We start from the raw sequence: 21,380 nt of genomic DNA on the forward strand, positions 1-21,380 counted from the left end.
CTTAAATTTGTGTACTCTGGTGTGGAATTTGGAGGCAGATAGTCGCTAAAATTCGCGACCTCAGCGAAGACAGACCGACTGGGTCACACGGATGGAGGCGAGCAACGAGGACGATGGGTACACGGCGGTCCTCGATGTCGACGAAGCGGCCTGGTTCTCGGAGCGGATTCGAGCCAGCGAGTACGGCGCGAAACCAACCGGTGGAAATTATCCTGACACGACTGGGAGTGCATGAGCCGCGTGAACTACCCCACCCGACCGCTCCATCGATACGACGAGTCCGAGGACAGTCACCTCGGTTCTGTTGGGGACACGGCGACGGCTGTGATGGCTGAGACAACGAGCGCCGGATGCGGGATTCCAGACTGACCCTAGGAGTTTCGCATTCGGTGAAATCGACGACCGACTTGTTTCCCCGGAAGCGACGTGTGAAGGGGCGCTGGGGAACGACAGAACTGCCTCCAGAACCGGTCTGTTGTTCCGCTCGCCGGTAGGATGAGCGTCGTCTCGATGCGTATCTGCCTCGGGAACTCGAGGGGCACTGCCGAGTCTTCTCGTCGTTGACGGACGGCGTCGATGCGAGTCAGCGACAGCGGCGAGGGTGCCTCCGAAAGCTGACTTCGTCGAGCGCGTCGCCGTGTAGAGGGTCGTCATTCGATAGTCGTAACGGCTGTCTCCAGTCCCAATAAACACGTCCCGGTTAGAAAAAGGGTTTTGGACCTAATATATCGGAATATTCGGACGTAAAAGAACAATCTTGGATATACTAGATTCATATTGAGGAGTCTAGATACAAATGTGGATATTTATCCGTCGATAGTGCTGTATTCGTAGTATTGGTTCCGAACTTCGATTTCGTTCTTCGTGTATTGGAGCTTTTGGAGTAGGTTCGCCATGTAGTTGGACGTAAATCTGTCTCTGGGGCCGGTAATGCCCAGCGACACCATGACCTCTTGCTCCTCGTCGAATATCGGGACGGCGACGCCCCTGACGCCGCGAAGGTGCTCCTCATCGTCGATGGCGTATCCCTGCTCGCGAATCCGTTCGAGCGCCGCTTCGAGTTCGTCGCGCGAGGTGAGCGTCTCGTCGGTTCCTTTCGGGAGGCCGTGCCGGTCGACGATTTCGTCTCGCCGCTCCGCCGGGAGGTTCGCGAGGATGACCTTTCCTAGGGAGGTCCAGTGCATCTCGGTGTGGTTCCCGATGGGAATCTCGTCTCCGGCGGCCTTCTCGCCGGAACTCCGATAGAGAATAACCCGATGTCCGTTCTCTTCGATACCGGCACCCGCGATCTCCCCCGTTTCGCGGCTGAGTTCTTCGACTTTGTTGCGGAGTAGCCGACCGACATCTAGCCGATGGCGGACGCTGCCGCCGAGTTCGAGAAACCGGAACGAGCGCCGATACCGGCCCGATTCCTTGACGACGTAGTCTCGCTCGACGAGCGTGTTGAGGTGGATAAACACCGTGCTCGTCGGGATGTCCAGATGCGTCGCGAGTTCGGAGAGGCCGACTGGCTCGAATTTCCCCAGCGCTGTGAGGATGTCGAGCGTCGTCTCGACCGCGCCGATAGTTTTCGTATCTTGGGACGCCATACGCTCGTTTATTCCACCCAGTGCAAAAACTCTTCCTCTACAAAATAAAATATTTCCACTATCGTTGAAACAGCGTGCTCACGACGTATTTTGTATACAATAACACGTGTACTTCTGTTATTTTTCTCGGTATCGGAGATGGGGATGAATGATAACAACTAACATTGCTTGATTCAGGAAACACAGAAGTCCCGAATTCCGGCTCTGAAGCGCCTCTGTCGCTCGGATTGCGTATCTGCCTCGATCGCATCGAATTCGCCGCACCGTCTTCCGATGTCGTTGAAAAGCGTAACAATGGGCGTGTATCGATTCGCGGATGTCGGCGTACAGCGGCTCTAACGCCGAATTTCAAGCTTTTCCCTCCCTCGGACGGTTCTCTGAGAGCGACCCCTGTGTGTGGACTGGCACGGCTACCGGTGACTACGTTTGTCGCTATCGCTGTCTCTCCGTGGCTGGGCATCCGTTTCGACATGGTTGTTCCACCTGATAACGTCGACAGTACCAACATTTATTACCTATGATTGCGACCCTTCTCGTACTCGATATGAGCGAGGTTACACTATCGAACGTTAGCAAGGTGTACGACGATAACGTCCTTGCAGTCAAGGACGTGTCTCTGTCCGTCGAGGACGGGGAATTCGTCGTCGTGGTCGGCCCATCCGGATGTGGCAAGTCGACCACGCTCCGCATGATTGCTGGGCTCGAGACAGTCACGGACGGGGAGATAGCAATCGGCGAGTCGGTGGTCAACGACGTTCGTCCGCAGGACCGGAACATCGCGATGGTGTTCCAGAGCTACGCGCTCTATCCGCACATGACCGTGCGCGAGAACATGTCCTTTGGACTGCGTCTCTCGGGCGAATACGACAACCAAATCGACCAGCGCGTCGACGAGGCGGCCGAACTACTGGAGATTTCGGACCTCATGGACGACCTGCCGAAACAGCTCTCGGGCGGCCAGCAACAGCGCGTGGCGCTCGGCCGTGCCATCGTCCGTGACCCCGAGGTGTTCCTGATGGACGAACCGCTCTCGAACTTGGACGCGAAGCTCCGGACGCAGATGCGCACCGAGATACAGCGCATCCAGGAGGAGTTGGACGTGACGACCATCTACGTCACGCACGACCAGACGGAGGCGATGACGATGGCCGACCGAATCGTCATCCTCAACGAGGGCGAACTCCAGCAGGTCGACCCACCCGAACGCTGCTACGACGAACCGAACAACCAGTTCGTCGCGGGGTTCATCGGGTCGCCGTCGATGAATTTCTTCGATGTGACCGCGACGGACAGCGCCGAGGGCGTCCGGTTCGAGTCATCGGAGGTGGCGTTCACGCTCGACGTGGACGTTCCGCCGGGAGAGTACACGCTCGGCGTGCGACCGGAGGATTTCGTCGCCGAAGGGGAGGGCGAGTACATCGAGACGGTGGTCGACGTCGTCGAGCCGATGGGGTCGGACAACTTCCTCTATCTGGAGACGGTGGGCGGGTCCGCGGAAGTCGTCGCCCGCGTTCCCAGCGAGTACCGGCCCGAACGGGGCGACCACATCTCGCTGGGATTCGACACGGAGGACATGCACCTCTTCGACACGGACGGTGAACGCGTTGCGTTGAACGAGCTACAGCGGACGGAATCTGCCTAACATGTTGTACGATACTATCGGTCAGCGGGAGAGCGAGTGGGCGGGAATGACCGCCAGCGAAATCGGCGAAGTCGGCGGTCAGGATGGTTCCTTACTGGTCATCCCGGTCGGAAGCGTCGAGCAACACGGCAACCACCTGCCGGTCATCACCGACACGTTGCTCGTCGAAGCGATGGTCGACGCCGCCATCGAGCGGTTGGACGACGTTCCGGTCGTCGTCACGCCGCCCGTCTGGAGCGGCTTCTCACCACACCATCTCTCGTTCGGCGGGACGCTCTCGCTCGAATTCGCGAACCTCCGGGCGACTCTGGAGGACATCGCACACACCGGTATCCAGAACGGGTTCGACGCGGTGCTGTTCGTCAACGGCCACGGCGGGAACGGCCCGCTCATCAACGCCGTCGTCAGCACCGTGGGCGTCGATACCGACGCCGAGGTACTCGGGACGACGTACTTCCAGTTGGCGTCGGACCGAATCGAGGAACTCCGAACGACCGACACCGGTGGCATGGCGCACGGCGGCGAGTTCGAAACGTCGCTGATGCTCGCTCTGCGCCCGGACCTCGTCGGTGACCTGGCGGACCGCGACGGCGAACCGATGGACGAACACTACGAGTGGGGCGGACAGGACTTACTCGACGGCGGCAACGTCGCCGTCTACCGCTCGTTCGACGCGTATTCCGAGTCCGGTGCCATCGGCACGCCGACGGCGGCGAGCGCCGAGACGGGCGAGCGAATCCGCTCGATTATCGGCGAGGAACTCGCGGCCCTCCTGGTCGCCGTCCACGAGAACAATGTTTGAACGATGATGTACGAGAAACGAACACAAACAGTTATGTGCATGGGACCAAGTGACATTAATGATGAAGCCCGACAGTAACTCCCAGTCTAGCGAGGACAGTATCGACCGTCGACAACTACTGCAGGCGCTCGGCGCGGGCGGCGCTATCGCCATCGCGGGATGTAGCGGCGGTGACGGCGGCGACGGCGGCGACGGCGGCGACGGCGGCAGTGGCGGCGATGGCGGCGACGGCGGCGACGGCGGCACCCAGAGCGTCCAGTTCCTCACGATGGGCGTCGGTGACAACATCCGCCAGTTCTTCGAAGAGAACAACGCCGCCTTCGAGGAGGAATACGGTGTCAACGTGGAGTTCACGAGCGTCACGTGGGACAACGCTCGCCAGACGGTCAACAACCGAGTCGACGGCGGACAGGCCCCCGACGTGAGTCGGTGGCCCGCCCGCTGGATTCCGCAACTCGTGGGCAAGGACGCCCTCGAACCGCTCGACGACATGATGGACGGCGAGTTCGGCGAGCAGTTCTACGAGGGCGTCGCCGAGGGGACGATGTACAACGGTTCGCACTACGGCGTCCCGTGGGCCGCCTCGAACAAGTGCCTCTACTACAACAAGGACGTCTTCGAGACGGCCGGTCTCGACCCCGAGAACCCGTCGCTCAATTCGTGGGACGACATGCTCGCCGCGGCACAGCAGATTCGCGACAGCGACGCCAGCGTTCCGGCCCTCGGCCTCGCCGGGGCGGACGCTATCGAGACGGGGTCGCAGTACTACCACTACCACTGGTCCCACGGCGCAGACCTCGTCGACGACGAGGGGATGCCGGTCGTGAACTCCAGCGGGGCCGTCGACGCGCTCTCGCTGTACACCGACCTGCACCTCGAACACAACGTGACCCAGTCCTCGCCGCTCTCCTCGACCCGGCAGGACATCCGGCAACTGTTCGAAAACGGCGACCTCGGGATGGTCATCGGCCACGTCTACACGGGCCTCAACATCACCTCGGCACAGGAGAACGGCGAGGTCGACTTCGATTACGGCATCGTCCAGGTCCCCGAAGGGCCGGAGGGGCGCTACAGCCTGTTCACCATCGACACGCTCGCCATCCTGAGTCAGAGCGAGCACAAGGACATCGCACGCGACCTGATTCGGTTCTACTTCGACGAGGAACGCCGGTTCCAGTACTCGAAACAGAAAGGCTTCCTGCCGGTCGTCGAATCCGTCGGCGAACGGGAGTACTTCTCGGAGTCGAAGAACTGGGGGCCGTTCGTCGAGGCGGGTCAGTACGCCCGCGCCCGACCGAAGCTCAGTAACTTCAGCCAGTTCAACGACCGCATGGTCCAGGCGATTCAGGAGGCGCTGGCCGAGCGGAAGACGCCGCAGAAAGCGCTCAACGACGCCCAGAGTGATCTCGAAGATGCCATGGAGTGACGTAACGGCATGAGTCTGGCCGAGGAATATACCGAGGCGAGCGAGGAATCCCGCCTCGAACGAGGGTTGGCCTACCTCCAGCGCAACAGCCGTGCGTATCTGCTCATCGCGCCAGCGGCGGTGTTCCTGCTGGCGGTCGTCGGCTACCCCATCGTGGAGACGTTCCGGCTATCGCTGTACCGCTCACCGGCTGACTCCACTATCGAGACGTTCGTCGGCCTGCAACACTACGCGGAAATCTTCGACAGCGACATCTTCTACCGACTGCTCTGGCAGACGGGGCGCTGGGTCGTCGCCGGTGTCGTCGGCAAGACGATTCTGGGGCTGCTCATCGCCATTCACCTCAAGGGCGACATCCGCGGGCGGAAGTTCTTCCGAACCGCCTTTCTCATCCCGTGGGGCATCCCCTACGCCATCTCGGCGGTCGTGTTCCGGTGGATAGAGCACCCGCAGTTCGGCTACCTCAACGCCATCCTGCTGAAACTCGGACTCATCGAGCAGGGCATCGGTATCCTCGGGAACCCGAGTCTCGCGTGGCTCGGCGTCGTCGTCGCCGACATCTGGATCGGGACGCCGTTCATGGCGATAATCTTCCTCGCGGGCCTCCAGTCGATTCCGCAGGAACTCTACGAGGCCGCCGCCATCGACGGGGCCGAGAAGTGGCACCAGTTCCGCTACATCACGCTCCCGCAACTCAAGAGCGTCATCCTCATCGCCACGCTGCTGTCGACCATCTGGACGTTCGTCAGTTTCGACGTCATCTGGACGATGACCGGCGGCGGACCCATCAGTTCCACGGCGACGCTGGTCATCCACATCTATCAGGTGGGCCTCCAGAACGGGAACCTCGGACGCGGTGCCGCCTACAGCGTCATCGGGTTCCTGTTCCTGCTCGTCTTCGCCGTCATCTACCTGCGCATCTACACGCGCGGAGGTGACGAGCTATGACGATGGCTGGCCACGACCGAAGCAGTCTCCGGAAAGTCCGGCTCTACGGCGTCCTGATAGCGCTGCTCGGGGTCATGATGCTCCCGTTCTACGCCATGTTCTCGAGCACGTTCAAGCCGGAGTCGGAGATTTTCTCCGCGCCGGCGACGCTGTTCCCCTCGGACCCGACCTTTCAGGCGTACGTCGACGTCTGGTCGCAGACCGACGTGCTCCTGTGGATAGGGAACAGTTTCGTCATCTCGCTGGGGACCGTCGTCCTCACGCTCTTGCTGGCGATTCCGGCCGCGTACTCGTGTGCGCGAAACGACTTCGTCGGCAAGCGGACGTTCCTGCTCTCCGTGCTGGTCGTCCAGATGTTCGCCCCGGTCGTGCTCATCGTCGGTCTGTTCGACGTCATCACGCAGTTCGGCCTGTTCAACACCTATCTGGCCGTCATCATCCCGGCGGCGGCGTTCACCCTGCCGTTCAACGTCTGGATGCTGTACGGCTACTTCAAGACGATACCCGTCGCGCTCGAAGAGTCGGCGCGTATCGACGGGGCCAGTCAGCTACAGATCCTGACGAAAATCGTGCTGCCGCTGACGAAGCCAGCGCTGGTGGCGAGCATCACCTACACGTTCCTCTACGCGTGGAACCGACTGCTGTTCGTCCTCACCTTCCTCACCGACAGCGGGAAGTACAACATCCCGCGCGGCGTCTTCTCGATGGTCGGCGCGCTACAGACCGACTGGCGGATGATGCTGACGGTGTCGGTCATCGGTATCATCCCGCTGCTGATTCTGTTCGCCTTCCTCGAGGAGTACATCGTCGCCGGGATGACGGCTGGCGCGGTCAAAGAGTAGCGGCCTCTCCTTTTATTATCGCCCCGGTGGTCGTTCGGGTATGGAATTCGCGATGTGGGCGTACCCGTGGGACATCCTCGAGGAAGGCCCGGAAACCGTCGAGACGCGACTGCGAGACATCGGCATCGGCGAGGTGAACCTCGCGACGAACTACCACACGGTGCAGGCGTTCGCGCCGCACAACCCCGAGCGCCGGACGCTGTTCGCCCGCGCGAGTTCGTACTTCGAGACCGGCCCGGCGTACGAGCGACTCGAACCGATACCCTACGAGGGGATGGACGGCGACTGGGTCGCAGACGTCGCCGACGGCCTCTCGGACCTGACCCTGACCTCGTGGACAGTCGGCTGTCACAACTCCCGACTCGGGATGGACAACCGGGACTGCACGCTCGAATCCGCACACGGCGACGACCTCGTCTTCGGGTTGTGCCCCTCTAACCCCGCGGTGCAGACGTACCTCACGGCGCTGGTCTCGGACCTCGCGTCGCGCGACGGACTCGACCGCGTCGAACTGGAGACGTTCGACTACTTCTACGGGACCGGGTTCGGCTGGCACCACCAGAAGATTCACGCGCAGTTGGGGACGCTCGGGGAGTTCCTGTTCGGACTGTGCTTCTGTCCGGACTGCCGCTCGAACGCGGCGGACGCGGGCGTCGACACAGAGCGCGTCCGAACGACCGTCGCCGAGACGCTCGACGCTATCGTCGCTGGTGAGGTGGCACACGACCGCTCGCCCGAACAGTGGCTCGCAGAACACAGTGGGGTCGCCGCCTACGTCGACGTGCGCGAGGGGACGCTGACCTCGCTCTACGCCGAGTTGGCCGACGCCGCCGGGTCGACGCCGCTCGGGTACTACGTCGGCGCGCCCGACCCCGGCCGCGAGTGGATGGTCGGCGCTGACCTCGACGCGCTGTCGGCCCACGTCGACTACTACTGCCTCCCGGCCTACGAATCGACCACCGACGAAGTACTGGCGGCCTACGACGCCGTCGAGGGTCTCGTCGACGTGCCGTTACACGTCGGCCTCCTGCCGGGCCATCCGGCGATTCACGACGAGGCGACCGTCGTCGACATCGTCCAGGCCCTCGAATTGAGGGACGTACCGAGAGTCTCGTTCTACAACTACGGCCTCCTGCCCGAGCAGTCGCTGGAGTGGGTGGGTACCGCCACGAACGCCGTCGAGGGGTAGGCCGAAACGGTACTTTGATTATCGTTCCCGGACCACGACAGTACATGGAGATAACCGACGTGTCAGCGGTAACTGTAGACGTACCGCTGGCCGAGTTAGACGACCACCTCGGGATTGGCCCGTACGTCACCAATCACGGGGAGTTAGAGTCGATGGAGCGAGTGCTCGTCCGCGTGGACACCGACGAGGGAATCAGCGGCTGGGGGGAGATGCGCGTGTTCCTCTCCCCGGCGGCCACGGAGTCGATAATCGAGGACGGCGTCGGCCCGATGGTTCGGGGCCAGTCCCCGTTCGAAATCGAGCGCCTCCGTCGACAGGTGTTCGTCGAGTACACGAACGTCGATATGTTCTTCGCGGCCGTCGAGACGGCCTGCTGGGACATCGTGGGGAAGGCCCTCGACCGGCCGGTGTACGAACTCCTCGGCGGGTGGACCGCCCCGACACAGGGCTCCCAGCAGCACCGGCAGAGCGTCGACGGCGACAGCACCGCGCCGGGGCCCGTCCCCATCGCGTTCTGTCTCGGCATCCTCTCGCCCGAGGAGTCTCGCGTCAAGGCCCGCGAAGCGCTCGAAGCGGGCTTCTCGGTCCTCAAGACGAAGGCGGGCCGGGACTGGCGACAGGACGTCGAGCGCATCAAAGCGATGCACGACGAAGTCGACGGCCAACTGGAGTTCCGCCTCGACCCGAACCAGGGCTGGACGCTCGACCAAGCGGTCCGCGTCGGCGCAATGCTCGAAGACGAGAACATCTACCTGCAGTACATGGAGCAACCCATTCGGGTGGACTCGCACACGTCGCTCGCGCGACTCCGCCAGCGGCTTCGCCAGCCGATTGCGCCGAACGAGGACACCTACATCTCGCACAACATCCAGTCGCTCGTCGAGGCCGGGGCGATGGACGTCGGCGTCATCGACCTGACGCCAGCGGGCGGTATCAGCGGCATTCGCCAGCAGGCCGCCGTGCTGGAAGACGCGGGCGTCCCGTTCACGCACCACTGCGCGTTCGACCTTGGCATTCGGACGGCCGCCATCCTCCACGCGTTCACCGGCATTCCGGGCTTCTCCCTGCCGCCGGACTCGACGTACTACGGCTGGGAAGCCGACGTCATCGAACAACCCTTCGACGTGACCGACGGGTGCCTCCCGGCCCCGGACGGCCCCGGCCTGGGTATCACCGTCGACACCGACGCAGTCGAAACCTACCGCATCTCATGAACCGACAAGAACAACGTTCAATAGGGCGGCCGTCGTGGGTGCTATCGTCATGGTAGAGCTATCGCTCGCCGACCGACCAGCTATCGTCACCGGCGCGTCTCGGGGCATCGGCCGCGAAATCGCGGCCCGGTTCGCCGAGGCGGGCGGCGACGTCGTCGTCTGCTCGCGCACCTACGAAGACGTCGATGCCGTCGCGACGGAACTGAACGCGGAACACGACGGCCGAGTCGTCCCGGTCGAGTGCGACGTGACCGACCGCGACGCGGTCCGTGACCTCGTCGATACGACCGTCGAGGAGTTCGGAGAGATTCGCGTCCTCGTGAACAACGCCGGCGGGGCCGACGAGTCGGCGAACCTGCTGCACCGCTGTGACGAGGACACCTTCGAGTGGATGGTCGACCTGAACCTGAAGAGCCAGTTCCTCCTGAGCAAGGAAGTGCTCCCGGCGATGGTCGCCGCAGGCGGCGGGTCGATGATACACATGGGCTCGGTCAACGGCCTGTTCGGCATCGGACACTCCGGCTACTCCGAGGCCAAGAGCGGCCTGCTGGCGCTGTCGCGGAACATCGCCGCCCACTACGGGCAACACGGTATCCGCTCGAACGTCATCTCGGCGGCCACCATCGAGACGGAAAACAGGCGCGAGGAGATGGCAGACACCGAAGGCCGAACCGGCGAGACGAGCGCACGCGAGCGGTGGCTCGACCAGTACCCGCTCGGTCGGTTCGGGACGCCGCGGGAAGTCGCGGACACGACGCTGTTTCTCGCCTCCGGGATGTCGAGTTTCGTCACCGGCGAGAACCTCGTTCTCGACGGCGGCCTGACGACCAGCCTCCCGACCTCGTTCCTCAACGAAATCTACGACGCGGACGAACAACCGACGAGCAACTGAGTCACGACCCATGGAAGAACTAACGACAGACGACGCCCCCGACAGTATCGGCCCGTACTCCCAAGGCATCGCGAGCGGCGACCGAATCTACGTCTCCGGACAGGGACCGGTCGACCCGGACACCGGCGAGGTGGTTCCCGGGACGCCCGGCGAGCAGACCCGACGCACGCTCGAAAATATCGAGGCCGTCCTGGAGGCTGGCGGTGCCTCGCTCGACGACGTGGTGAAAGCGACGGTGTTCGTCAAGGACATGCGGTACTACGACGAGGTGAACGACGTATACGGCGAACTCATGTCGCCGCCGTATCCCGCGCGAAGCGCCGTCGAAGTGGTGAAACTGCCCGTCGATATCGACGTCGAAATCGAGGTCGTCGCAGAGCGGTAACATGGACCGGCTAGTCGTCTTCGACCTCGACGGGACGCTCACGCGACAGCGCGGCGGCTTCGAACTGCTGCATACCCTCTACGGGACGACGCCGCAGGGTGAGGTGCTGATGGACCGCTTCGACGCCGGGGAAATCACGTTCGACGAGTGGTGTCGGTCGACGGTCGAGACGTGGATTGCCGAAGGCGTCACGGCAGCGGACATCGACCGTGCGGTCGACGCCGTCAAGCCGAAAGCGGGAGCGGAGGCGGTACTCTCCGCTCTCCGAGCGGACGACGTGCCGTTCGGGATACTCAGCGCCGGTGTCGCGAACCTCGCGACCCGTTTCGAGGCGTACGACCCCGCGTTCGTTCGCGGCAACTGGCTCCGATTCGACGACGGACGACTCTCGGGTATCGACGTCGGCGTCGGCCCCAACGAAAAGGGTGAAATCCTGCGGACCATTCGCGAACAGCACGCGGGCATCGACATCTCGTACGTCGGCGACTCGCACACGGATACCGAGGCGTTTATCGAGGCCGATACCGCTGTGTTGTTCGATCCTGATGATAGAGTTCCGGATGCCGCCGTGGACGCGGCAGATACTGTTGTAGAATCGCAAAATCTGGAAGATATATCTACAAAATACGTCTGAGCGAGCATAGATTGTTTTCTTTGGATTAGGATATACCACTCGTGTGTATAGTTGGGTACAGAGTCCCCTCTGAGTGAGCGGCTTACTCACGCCCTGTACAGCGACTCCGAGTCCGGGAACGGCTTTACAAAGGATGTGTTCTGCAATACTCCGCCTCTCTTCTTCCCCAGTTCGTCATGGTTCAGAACTCGCGCCGTCAGTCTGCACAACTGACTTAGCGAGACATACCGTGCAGTCGATAATGGGGTCGGATTCCGACACACACAGGCAGTCGAAGGTCGAACGACTGCTCGAAGAATACGGACTACAGGATATCGGTGCTGAACTCGAAGCGGCGTGGACCGGGGAGAATCGGGAGCGACAGAGCCTCCGCACGCTGGCCGACCGGTTCAACCGCGCACTTCTCGTCGCGACAATCCGAGATGCGGAGATGGACGTCGTCGACGGAGAACCGGCGAACTTCTATCGACTGCTGACCGACGACGAAGTGAGCGCGGGCCAGCGTGTCGAAGCCCGGAATCGACTGGAACGGGAGGGCGTCGACGTGGACGGTCTGGAGTCTGATTTCGTCACGTACCAGGCGATTCGCCACTATCTCACGAACGTCCGCGGCGCGAGTTACCAGAAACAGGACGAGACCGAACAGGTCGAACGCGAGCGGACCGGCATCGACCGACTCCAATCGCGCGTCGAAACCGTGGTGCAAGACAGCGTCGACCGGTTACGGAGTGCCGGTCGCCTCTCGCTGGGCGAGTACCGGGTATTCGTCAGCGTCGAGATTCTCTGCAAGGACTGTGGTGGGCAGTACAGCGTCGGTGACCTCCTCCGTCGCGGCGGGTGTAACTGCGAGCGGAACTAACCGATGCGGGTCTCGCGGTGGTACTCGTCGCGGAGTGCCCGTGCGTCTTCTGGGAGGAGGGCGACGACGAGATAGGTGGGATACTCGGCGAAGTAGTCGACGAGTGACGCGATTCGTTCCGCGTCGATGGCTTCCAGCGAGTCCAACAGCATGAACGGGACCCGTTCGTGAACGTCGTGGACGAGGTAGCCCGCGAGCGCGAACACCAGTCCGGTGACCTCGCGTTCGCTCTCGCTGAGGTGGGCGATGGTGTCTTCGTACACCGTGCCGCCTTCGGAACTCCGGACGATGTGCAGTTCGAAGTTCGACCCCTCGATGACGTCGTCGGGCGCGATGGTGTCGACGGTGTCGGTGGGCTGGTCGGTTCGTTCGAGCCAGATTCGTTCGAGGTTGTCGTAGCCGAGGATGTCCAGCAGGTCGTCCATCCGCTCGTTGAACTGTTCGGTCGCCTCGCTCTCCAGTCGGTCGATTCGGGTCCGGAGGTCGATGAGTTCCGAGACCACCTCCTCGCGCTGTGTGACCAGCGATTCCTCCCGACGGATCTCGGCCTCGATTTCGTCGATTTCGTCGTTCAGGTCGTCCAGTTCCGATTCGAGTCGGTCGAGTTCGAACTCCAATTCGTTGGCCTCGGTGTGGAGGTCGAGGACTTCGTCGAACTCCGCGGACCGGAGCGAGGACACTTTAGCTTCGAGTTCGACGACGCGGTCGGACAGGTTGTCGCGCCGCTCTCGGAGGTCGCTGACGGTCGATTGTCGCTGCTCGATTTCCGCGTCGAGTTCGTCGAGCGTCTCGGTCAGTTTCTGGCGACGGGTGAGCGTTTCGGCGACGGCGTCCCGCTCCGTGACCAGGTCCTCGATTTCCGCTTCGATAGCTTCGATGTCGGCTATCGTTTCGCGTCGGTGCGTCCGCATCGCGTCCAGCGTGGCTTCGATGCGCGCTTGTTTGACTCGCGACCCGCAGGTCCAGCAGGTCGTCTTCGACCCCTGGTAGAGTCGGTCGGTGATGTCGCCGACGCTTTCGGGTTTCGCCTGAATGGCCTCGGTAATCTGCGTGTGTTCTCCGGCGAGTAGTTCCTCGTTAAATTTGATAACGTTCTGCAATCGGGTGGTGTAGTCGGAACGGTCGCGTTTCCGTTCCCGGAGGTCGGTAAGCTTGGCCTTGATTTCATCTAGCTCGTCTTTCGGCGCGTCGGTGAGACTGGCCCGTTCCGCCGCGAGGTTTCCGCGTTCGTCGCGTAACGCAGAGATGCTCTCTTGTTCGGACTGAATCTCGTCTCTGACGTGCTTGAGTTCCGACCGCGTCGCCTGCAGTTCGTCGAGTGCCGTCTCCAGTTCGTTCTTGTTCTGTCGCGTAATCTCGACGTCGAGCGTCCGGTCGTCGATTCGCGCTTCGACGGACCGGAGTTCGTCTCGAACGTCGGCGACGTTCTCGCGGAGCGTCTCTCGGCGCTGTTCGAGTTCGGGCAACTCCCGTTTGCGCGATGCGATGTCGTCGAGGTCGTCGTCGATAGCGGCTTTGCGCTGTTCGGCGTCGCGTATCTCGCGACGTATCTGTTCGAGGTCGACCGGACGCATGATGAGTTCTCGGAGTTCGTCGCCGCGGACGACCGCCCGTCGGGCCTCGTTGTCCTCGAGCAGGAAGGCGAACAGGTTCGCCAGCGTCGGGTCCGACAGCACGCCCGTTCCCGACCCGACGACGCCGTCTTCGGTCTTGGTGAGCGTTCGCGTGTACGTCTCCTCGCCCAGCGACAGCTCGACCTGTCCGCGGTCGGCGTCCCCTTTGACGGTCGTCCAGTCGCTCCCGTGTGCGGCCATAATCGCCTGGAGGAAGGAGGTCCGGTTCGTCGCGTTCCGGCCAGCGAGTACGGTGACGCCCGGCGGTATCTCGACGGTCGCGGACTCGATACCACCGATTCGCTCGACGTCGAACGTGGCATGGTCGCCGCTAGCCGTGACCGAGTCCATACGTGTACCTGCGCGAGTCGTCTGCATAAACACTGGGGGTGCGCACTGGCGAGTCGGCGTGGTCGCTGTGTCTGGGCGAGTCACTAAGATAACAGACCTATGTCTGTTAGTTAACCGTCTTCTCGCCACCCACGCCACTCACATACAATCATCGGGCCGCTGTTACTGTGCAAATACGGACTAAAACAATCACTATCGACAATCTTTATGTACAACTATGGCTGTAGCTGGCGATGTCGCTCACAATGTCAGAACGCAACACAATCGAAAGCAAACTACGCGCTCACGTCACCTCCGTCAAGGAGGACTTGATGACTGGGGTGTCGTTCATGATTCCCTTCGTTACGATCGGCGGTATCTTCCTCGCCGTCGCGTACGCGATAGGGGATACGCAGGCCGTCTTCGACAACACCGGGTCGGCCGGTTGGTTCCTGGCACAGATTGGGGTCGCCGGTCTGACCATCATGGTCCCCATCCTCGGTGCCTACATCGCGTACGCCATCGCGGACCGTCCGGGGCTGGCACCCGGTTTCCTGCTGGCGTACATCCTCCAGCAGGGAACCGTCATCGAACAGGCGGCCGGGGTCATCGGCCTCTCCGGCGGCGGCGCGGGAGCGGGCTACCTCGGTGCAATCGTCGCCGGGTTGCTGGCTGGCTACGTCGCGCGGTGGTTCAAGAGCCGCGACGTTCCGGGATTCATCCAGCCGATGATGCCGGTCCTCATCATCCCCGTGGCGACCATGGCCGTCCTCACTCCCATCATGCTGTTCGTACTGGGCGTGCCCGTCGCACTCGCGAATCAGGGCCTCACCGGCTTCCTGCAGTCGATGCAGGGCGGGCAGGCCATCGTCGTCGGCCTCATCCTCGGCGGGATGATGGCCTTCGACATGGGCGGTCCCGTGAACAAGGTGGCCTACGTCTTCTCGACGGGTCTCATCACCGAGGGCATCTACGCGCCGATGGCGGCCGTGATGATCGGCGGGATGGTCCCGCCGATTGGCATGGCGATTTCGAACTTCATCGCGCCGCACAAGTACGCGGCCGAGATGTACGAGAACGCCAAGAGCGGTGTCGTTCTCGGCTCCTCGTTCATCACCGAGGGCGCGATTCCGTACGGGGCCGCCGACCCCCTCCGCGTCATCCCGTCCGTCGTCGCCGGCAGCGCCGTCGGCGGCGCGCTCTCGATGGCCATGAACGTCACGATGCCCGCCCCCCACGGCGGCGTCTTCGTCATCCTGCTGTCGAACAAGCCCCTGGTGTTCGTCGGGTGCATCCTCCTCGGGTCGCTGGTCACCGCGACTGTCGCGACGGTCATCAAGCCCGACTTCGAGGACCGCATCGAAGCCGAACGCTCGGCGGGCAACGCACAGCCGACTAACGACTGAACACACGGACACAGCGGACAGCTAGCACCCACACACAGAGTCACATCCGAACCCGTTACACCAACACAATGGCAGACGCAATCGCACACGACGACGTCGAGGAACTGATTCCGGCGAGCCACATCTCGCTGACCGAACCGCCCGCGGAGAAGGAGGCGTGCATCGAACACCTGCTCGACCTGCTGGTCGAGTCCGGCCGGGTCGACGACCGGCAGACGGCGCTCGACGCCCTGCTCGCCCGCGAGGAGCAGACGACCACCGGCGTCGGCATGGGCATCGGTATCCCCCACGCGAAGACCGACGCAGTCAGCGAATCCTCGCTCGCGTTCACGCGCTCGACATCCGGGGTCGACTTCGGGTCGATGGACGGCGAACCCGCGACACTCGTCTTCATGATACTCGTCCCGGAGGCGGGCGGCGAGGACCACCTCACCATCCTCAGTTCGCTCTCACGCGCGCTGATGCACGACGACATCCGCGACCGCCTCCACGAGGCCGACGACGAGGCGGCCGTGCAGGCCACGCTCCGGGAGGCAATCGCATGACGCTCGAACGCACCGTCGAAATCGTCCCCGAAGCGGGACTCCACGCCCGCCCGGCGGCGGCCTTCGTCGAGGCCGTCACCGACCACGAGGCCGAGGTGTCGGCCGCCAAATCCGGCGAGGACCCCGTGCAGGCGGGGAGTATGATAGCCGTCACCAGCCTCGGCGTCGGACAGGGTGACGAACTCCACCTCGTCGCCGACGGCCCGGACGCCGAGGCCGTACTGGACGAACTCGAACGGATACTGACCACGCCCGAGGAGGAACTGAGCGCCTGACGATGGCCGACCGAACCCTCAACGGAACGGGCGCGACGCCGCGGTCGGGCCTCGGAACCGTCGTCTGGTACGACCCGGAGATATCGCTCCCCGACCCCGACGACGCGAGCGTCGACCGCGCGGCCGAGACCGCTCGGTTCGAGGACGCCGTCGAGACCGCTCGCGCCGAACTCGAAGCCGAACGTGCGGCGACCGCCGACCGCGTCGGCGAGGAGGAGGCCGCCGTCTTCGACGCGCACGTCAAGTTCCTCGAAGACCCGACCATCGCGGACGCCGTCGAGACCGGTATCGCGGACGGACTCCCCGCCGCGAACGCCGTCGACGACGCCTTCGGTGACCACATCGAGCAGTTCGAGGGCATGGACGGTCGGATGGCCGAACGGGCGGACGACCTGCGAGACGTTCGCGACCGACTGCTCCGAGTGTTGACCGACGGCGAGCGCGTCGACCTCGGGGACCTCCCCGAGGGCAGCGTCGTCCTCGCCGAACGGCTGACTCCCAGCGACACGGCGCAACTCGACCCCGAGACCGTCGCCGGGTTCGCGACGGTGACCGGCGGCCGCACCTCGCACGCGGCTATCTTCGCCCGGTCGCTGGCGCTCCCCGCCGTCGTCGGCGTCGGTGACGCGCTGGACGATGTCTCGGAAGGGGCCGAAGTCGTCGTCGACGGCGACGCCGGAACGCTACTGGTCGGCCCCGACGGGGCCGAACGCGAGGCCGCCGCCGCCGATACCGGGGCGGCAGTCGTCGAGAAAGCCGTCGAGACGACCGACGGCCGTCACGTCGAAGTCGCGGCCAACGTCGGCCGCACCGAGGAGTTGGCGGCGGCCGCCGACCGCGGCGCGGACGGCGTCGGCCTGTTCCGAACCGAGTTCCTCTTCCTCGACCGGGAGTCGCCCCCCTCGGAGGACGAGCAGTACGAGGCCGTCCGCGAGGCGCTCGATACGTTCCCCGACGGTCGCGTCGTCGTCCGCACGCTCGACATCGGCGGCGACAAGCGCATCCCCTACCTCAACCTCCCCGAGGAATCGAACCCCTTCCTCGGCGAGCGCGGGATTCGGCGCTCGTTGGACCCGGACTCGGACCTCTTCGGGACGCAACTTCGTGCGCTCCTCCGAGCGACGGCCGACGGCGCTGGCGAACTCGCCGTCATGTTCCCGCTGGTCGCCACCGTCGACGAACTCGACGCGGCGCTCGACGCCGTCGACGCGGCCGCGGCCGACCTCGACGACCGGGGTGTCGACTACGAGCGCCCGTCGATGGGCGTGATGGTCGAGACGCCCAGCGCCGTGTTCGTGGCCGACGAACTGGCGGCGCGCGTCGACTTCCTCTCCATCGGGACGAACGACCTCACCCAGTACGTGATGGCCGCCGACCGCGAGAACGAACGCGTCGACGACCTCCACGACCCGACGCATCCGGGCGTCGTCCGGGCGATTCACCGCGCGGTCACGGCGGCCCACGAGGAAGACGCGTGGGTCGGGATGTGCGGCGAGATGGCTGGCAATCCGGACCTGACGGAACTGCTCGTCGGCCTCGGATTGGACGAACTCAGCATGAGCGCCGTCACCATCCCCGACGTGAAAACCGCAGTCGCCGAAACGGCGTACAGTACCGCGAGCGAGCGTGCCGACAGCGCTCGTCTCGCCGCAACGCGCAGTGCAGTCCAGAACACGATTCACGACACATGAACTTCGTCGCAGTAACCGCGTGCCCGACGGGCATCGCACACAGTCAGATGGCAGCAGAGAACTTAGAACAGACCGCCGCAGAGCAGGGCCACGACATCGAAGTCGAGATACAGGGCGCGATGGGCGCGGAGAACGAACTCTCCGCGGCCGACATCGCGGACGCCGACGCCGTCATCATCGCGGCCGACACGGCCGTCAGTCAGGACCGCTTCGACGACGTGCCGGTTGTCAAAGGCACCGTCAAATCGGCCGTCAACGACGTCGAGGGCCTGCTTGCCGAAGCCGTCGATGTCGCTGGCGGCGACGGCGAAACGGACGCCTCACAGTCGAACGAACCCGCCGAAACCGGCGACCACAGCGACGCGAGCGGTGACGAACCGCAGCGTCGGCGCGGCGGCGACCGTTCGAAAGGACTCGTCGCACAACTGAAGAAACTGCTCGGCTGAACGCGTCCGACGATTCCCCCGACGTAGCCGACTACGTCTCGCCATTGCTACCGCAGCAACCACACCGAACCCAGACACCACACCGACACCATGCACGACCTCACCGATTCACCGCTCGTTCGCAACGACAAGACACTCGTCCTCGCTCACGACCACGGCCTCGAACACGGCCCGAAGCAGTTCAGTGGCGTCGAGGAGCGACTCGACCCGCGCGAAGTGTTCGAGATGGCGACCCACGACGCCGTCACCGCCCTCGCCGTCGGCAAGGGCCTCGCCGAGACGTACTATCCGAGTTACGAGGACGACGTGAACCTGCTGGCGAAACTCAACGGCGGGTCCGACCTCTGGATGGGCGACCCGTACTCGGCGCACAACTGGTCCGTCGACTACGCCGCCGAACTCGGTGCGGACGCCATCGGCTATACGATTTACCCCGGCGTGAACAAAGAGCCAGAGATGTTCGAGGACTTCCGACCGGTCCAGGAGGCCGCCCGCGAACACGACCTGCCCATCGCGATGTGGTCGTACCCGCGCGGACAGGCCATCAAGGACCACCGGACGCGAGACATCATCGCCTACGCCGCCCGCATCGGCCTCGAACTCGGCGCTGACTTCACGAAGGTGAAGTACCCGCGGAGCAAGGAAGCGATGGCCCACGCCGTCGACGCCGCCGCCGACAACCGCATCCTCCTCTCGGGCGGGTCGAAGGCCTCGGACCGGGACTTCCTCGAACTCGTCGCGGACTGCATGGACGTGGGCGTCTCGGGGCTGGCCGTCGGCCGGAACGTCTGGCAGCGCGATGACCCCTACGACATCCTCGACAAACTCGACGAAGTCGTCTTCGAGGAAGCCGCCGTCGACGACGTGCTGTAGGCATTAACGACGAGGTGCAGACAGCGGTCGCCGCGGTCAAGCCGAAAGCGGGAGCGAAGGCGGTACTCGGCTGCTTTCGAGCGGACGACGTGCCGTTCGGGATACTTAGCGCCGGTGTCGCGAACCTCGCGACCCGTTTCGAGGCGTACGACCCGCGTTCGTTCGCGGCAATTGGCTCCGAGTCGACGACGGACGGCTCTCGGGTATCGACATCTCGTACGCCGGGTCCTATCGGAATTGTCAGAACCGGCAGATACTAACAAAATTGAATTCGACAAGTATAGTTGAGTGCTTGAGTTCGATAACGAGGGGTCTTTCTATGGAGAGTATGTCTATTTGGGGATATTGGCGCATAAAAAACTCATAGATGCCCTATATAGTCAAAAATTAGAGTATATGGCTCTCGATACCGACAAACTATCTATGAAAATGAAATCACCGACAGCAGAACCGCCGTCCCCTTCTGGACGCCGGGAGAGAGTCGCGGTGGCCGATGGCACACACGTCGTCTCTCGTTCGGAACCGATTGGCGTCCTCCGAGCGCCGCTCGAGTAGTGCTCTCTGAGACGCACAGACGAAGTCGTGGATTGCGACTCCACTCTCGTTGGAGCGGTGTGGTCGACACCGCTTGCGACCGACCGACGGGAATCTTGGTAATCTACGGAGTAATGACGGCGCGGCCGTCTATCTCGCGGTCCTCTAGCTTCTGGGCGACATCGTTGACGTCTTCGAGGTCGTACCGGGTGGTGTGGAGATCGACCTCGCCGCGCTCGACCAGCGCGACCAGTTCCTGCAGTTCGGCGTAGCGGCCGACGATGTTCCCTTGGTAGGCAAACTCGCCGTTGACGAGTGCCTGTGCAGGCTCGTGGATGTGGCCGCCGTAGCCGATGATGTAGTGGTCGCCACCCGCGGCACAGATGTCGGGTGCGAGTGCGGTGGTCTCGTCGGCTCCGACGAAGTCCAGAACCTGGGCCGCGCCGACACCGTCCGTGATATTCTCGATCTCCTCGGCCACGTCCTCGCTCGTCGGGTCGATTGTGTAGCGGGCACCCAGGTCGGAACCGAGGTCACGCGCGGACTCCTTGACGTCGACTGCGACGATGTCGGCAGCGCTCATCGCGTCGACACACTGCAGACCGATGTGTCCGAGGCCGCCGACACCAATCACGACGGCGGCGTCGCCGGGATTGAGTCCGTCGACGGCTTTCTTCGCGGCGTGGTAGGCGGTGATACCGGCATCGGCGTGGGGCGCGATGTCGGCCGGGTCGACGCCGTCAGGGAGCGGGATAACCGACCGCTCGCTCGTGTGGAGTTCGTCGGCGAACCCGCCGTCAGTCGTCAGCCCGTTGAACGCGTCGTTCTCACAGTACATCGTCTCGCCCTGTCGGCAGGGCCGACAGGTACCGCAGGTCTGGACCGGGTGACAGATGACTTGGTCGCCCTCCGAGACGATGTTGACTTCGTCGCCGACGTCGACGACGGTCCCGGCGTTCTCGTGACCCAGTGTCATCGGCAGCGGCTGTGGGACGTACTGTTCCCACATTCCCTCGATAATGTGGTTGTCCGTCTGGCACCAGCCGGCGCCCTCTACTTCGACGATGACGTCGGACCCGCCGGATACCTGTGGCTTGTCGACCTCGTCGATCGAGAGGCCGTCGCTCATGTCGTGCGTGTATTCGTGTAAGCGTGCTGCTCGCATGATACAGTCTACCTTCCTCATCTATAGTTATAAATTTAAGGATGGCTCAAAACGATACTAGATTCGGAGATATCGCTTCC

At 63.3% G+C, this 21,380-nt stretch carries 22 protein-coding genes; 19 read left to right on the plus strand and 3 right to left on the minus strand.

Annotation, left to right across the window (positions count from 1 at the left end):
• The first annotated feature begins 91 nt into the window (after window positions 1-91).
• On the plus strand, window positions 92-235 hold the full coding sequence (locus tag NJQ44_RS04695) for a hypothetical protein (protein ID WP_254273523.1): 144 nt from the start codon (window positions 92-94) through the stop codon (window positions 233-235).
• The gene (locus NJQ44_RS04700) at window positions 232-369 is read left to right on the plus strand and encodes a hypothetical protein (protein ID WP_254273524.1); all 138 of its coding nucleotides are present in this window, start codon (window positions 232-234) and stop codon (window positions 367-369) included. Before NJQ44_RS04695 ends, NJQ44_RS04700 begins: the two co-directional genes overlap by 4 nt.
• A 437-nt stretch (window positions 370-806) precedes the next feature.
• Here NJQ44_RS04700 and NJQ44_RS04705 read toward each other — a convergent pair whose 3' ends face one another.
• On the minus strand, window positions 807-1,589 hold the full coding sequence (locus NJQ44_RS04705) for an IclR family transcriptional regulator (RefSeq protein ID WP_254273525.1): 783 nt from the start codon (window positions 1,587-1,589) through the stop codon (window positions 807-809).
• Between the two features lie 544 nt (window positions 1,590-2,133).
• On the opposite strand from NJQ44_RS04705, the gene NJQ44_RS04710 reads away from it, so the two are divergent.
• The 11 genes from NJQ44_RS04710 (at window position 2,134) to rdfA (ending at window position 12,422) form a co-directional block, all read left to right on the plus strand.
• The gene (locus tag NJQ44_RS04710; protein ID WP_254273526.1) at window positions 2,134-3,231 is read left to right on the plus strand and encodes an ABC transporter ATP-binding protein; all 1,098 of its coding nucleotides are present in this window, start codon (window positions 2,134-2,136) and stop codon (window positions 3,229-3,231) included.
• A gap of 1 nt (window position 3,232) precedes the next feature.
• The gene (locus tag NJQ44_RS04715) at window positions 3,233-4,033 is read left to right on the plus strand and encodes a creatininase family protein (RefSeq protein ID WP_254273527.1); all 801 of its coding nucleotides are present in this window, start codon (window positions 3,233-3,235) and stop codon (window positions 4,031-4,033) included.
• Window positions 4,034-4,094: 61 nt separating this feature from the next.
• Complete coding sequence (locus NJQ44_RS04720) at window positions 4,095-5,459, plus strand: ABC transporter substrate-binding protein (RefSeq protein ID WP_254273528.1); 1,365 nt, start codon at window positions 4,095-4,097, stop codon at window positions 5,457-5,459.
• A gap of 9 nt (window positions 5,460-5,468) precedes the next feature.
• Complete coding sequence (locus NJQ44_RS04725) at window positions 5,469-6,407, plus strand: carbohydrate ABC transporter permease (protein ID WP_254273529.1); 939 nt, start codon at window positions 5,469-5,471, stop codon at window positions 6,405-6,407.
• Complete coding sequence (locus NJQ44_RS04730; RefSeq protein ID WP_254273530.1) at window positions 6,404-7,249, plus strand: carbohydrate ABC transporter permease; 846 nt, start codon at window positions 6,404-6,406, stop codon at window positions 7,247-7,249. The genes NJQ44_RS04725 and NJQ44_RS04730 overlap by 4 nt, the downstream gene beginning before the upstream one ends.
• 40 nt (window positions 7,250-7,289) lie before the next feature.
• Window positions 7,290-8,438 (plus strand): hypothetical protein, encoded by a 1,149-nt coding sequence (locus NJQ44_RS04735; protein WP_254273531.1) that lies wholly within the window; start codon window positions 7,290-7,292, stop codon window positions 8,436-8,438.
• Between the two features lie 44 nt (window positions 8,439-8,482).
• The gene (locus tag NJQ44_RS04740; RefSeq protein WP_254273532.1) at window positions 8,483-9,652 is read left to right on the plus strand and encodes a mandelate racemase/muconate lactonizing enzyme family protein; all 1,170 of its coding nucleotides are present in this window, start codon (window positions 8,483-8,485) and stop codon (window positions 9,650-9,652) included.
• Window positions 9,653-9,701: 49 nt separating this feature from the next.
• Window positions 9,702-10,544, plus strand: a complete 843-nt coding sequence (locus NJQ44_RS04745) for an SDR family NAD(P)-dependent oxidoreductase (protein WP_254273533.1) — start codon at window positions 9,702-9,704, stop codon at window positions 10,542-10,544.
• 10 nt (window positions 10,545-10,554) lie between these two features.
• Window positions 10,555-10,929: a Rid family detoxifying hydrolase gene (locus tag NJQ44_RS04750; protein WP_254273534.1), complete on the plus strand. Its 375-nt coding sequence runs from the start codon at window positions 10,555-10,557 to the stop codon at window positions 10,927-10,929.
• Window position 10,930: 1 nt separating this feature from the next.
• Complete coding sequence (locus NJQ44_RS04755; protein WP_254273535.1) at window positions 10,931-11,563, plus strand: HAD family hydrolase; 633 nt, start codon at window positions 10,931-10,933, stop codon at window positions 11,561-11,563.
• 241 nt (window positions 11,564-11,804) lie between these two features.
• Window positions 11,805-12,422, plus strand: coding sequence for a rod-determining factor RdfA (rdfA, locus tag NJQ44_RS04760; protein ID WP_254273536.1), 618 nt, complete (start codon window positions 11,805-11,807; stop codon window positions 12,420-12,422).
• On the opposite strand, the gene NJQ44_RS04765 is transcribed toward rdfA, so the two are convergent.
• Window positions 12,419-14,386 carry an archaea-specific SMC-related protein gene (locus NJQ44_RS04765; protein ID WP_254273537.1) on the minus strand — a complete coding sequence of 656 codons (1,968 nt, stop codon included), beginning with the start codon at window positions 14,384-14,386 and terminating at the stop codon, window positions 12,419-12,421. The genes rdfA and NJQ44_RS04765 overlap by 4 nt on opposite strands.
• 233 nt (window positions 14,387-14,619) lie before the next feature.
• Between NJQ44_RS04765 and NJQ44_RS04770 the strand changes: the two genes are divergently transcribed.
• The 6 genes from NJQ44_RS04770 (at window position 14,620) to NJQ44_RS04795 (ending at window position 19,601) form a co-directional block, all read left to right on the plus strand.
• Window positions 14,620-15,771 carry a PTS fructose transporter subunit IIC gene (locus NJQ44_RS04770; RefSeq protein WP_254273538.1) on the plus strand — a complete coding sequence of 384 codons (1,152 nt, stop codon included), beginning with the start codon at window positions 14,620-14,622 and terminating at the stop codon, window positions 15,769-15,771.
• A gap of 68 nt (window positions 15,772-15,839) precedes the next feature.
• Complete coding sequence (locus NJQ44_RS04775; protein WP_254273539.1) at window positions 15,840-16,316, plus strand: PTS sugar transporter subunit IIA; 477 nt, start codon at window positions 15,840-15,842, stop codon at window positions 16,314-16,316.
• Window positions 16,313-16,591 carry an HPr family phosphocarrier protein gene (locus NJQ44_RS04780; RefSeq protein ID WP_254273540.1) on the plus strand — a complete coding sequence of 93 codons (279 nt, stop codon included), beginning with the start codon at window positions 16,313-16,315 and terminating at the stop codon, window positions 16,589-16,591. The genes NJQ44_RS04775 and NJQ44_RS04780 overlap by 4 nt, the downstream gene beginning before the upstream one ends.
• Window positions 16,592-16,593: 2 nt before the next feature.
• The gene (gene ptsP, locus NJQ44_RS04785; protein WP_254273541.1) at window positions 16,594-18,282 is read left to right on the plus strand and encodes a phosphoenolpyruvate--protein phosphotransferase; all 1,689 of its coding nucleotides are present in this window, start codon (window positions 16,594-16,596) and stop codon (window positions 18,280-18,282) included.
• Window positions 18,279-18,728, plus strand: a complete 450-nt coding sequence (locus NJQ44_RS04790) for a PTS fructose transporter subunit IIB (RefSeq protein WP_254273542.1) — start codon at window positions 18,279-18,281, stop codon at window positions 18,726-18,728. The genes ptsP and NJQ44_RS04790 overlap by 4 nt, the downstream gene beginning before the upstream one ends.
• A gap of 90 nt (window positions 18,729-18,818) precedes the next feature.
• Window positions 18,819-19,601 (plus strand): class I fructose-bisphosphate aldolase, encoded by a 783-nt coding sequence (locus tag NJQ44_RS04795; RefSeq protein WP_254273543.1) that lies wholly within the window; start codon window positions 18,819-18,821, stop codon window positions 19,599-19,601.
• A 658-nt stretch (window positions 19,602-20,259) separates the two neighbouring features.
• On the opposite strand, the gene NJQ44_RS04800 is transcribed toward NJQ44_RS04795, so the two are convergent.
• On the minus strand, window positions 20,260-21,300 hold the full coding sequence (locus NJQ44_RS04800; protein WP_254273544.1) for an NAD(P)-dependent alcohol dehydrogenase: 1,041 nt from the start codon (window positions 21,298-21,300) through the stop codon (window positions 20,260-20,262).
• Window positions 21,301-21,380 lie beyond the last annotated feature (80 nt).

Origin of the sequence: Haloarcula marina (assembly GCF_024218775.1) — an archaeon.
GTDB lineage: Archaea > Halobacteriota > Halobacteria > Halobacteriales > Haloarculaceae > Haloarcula > Haloarcula marina.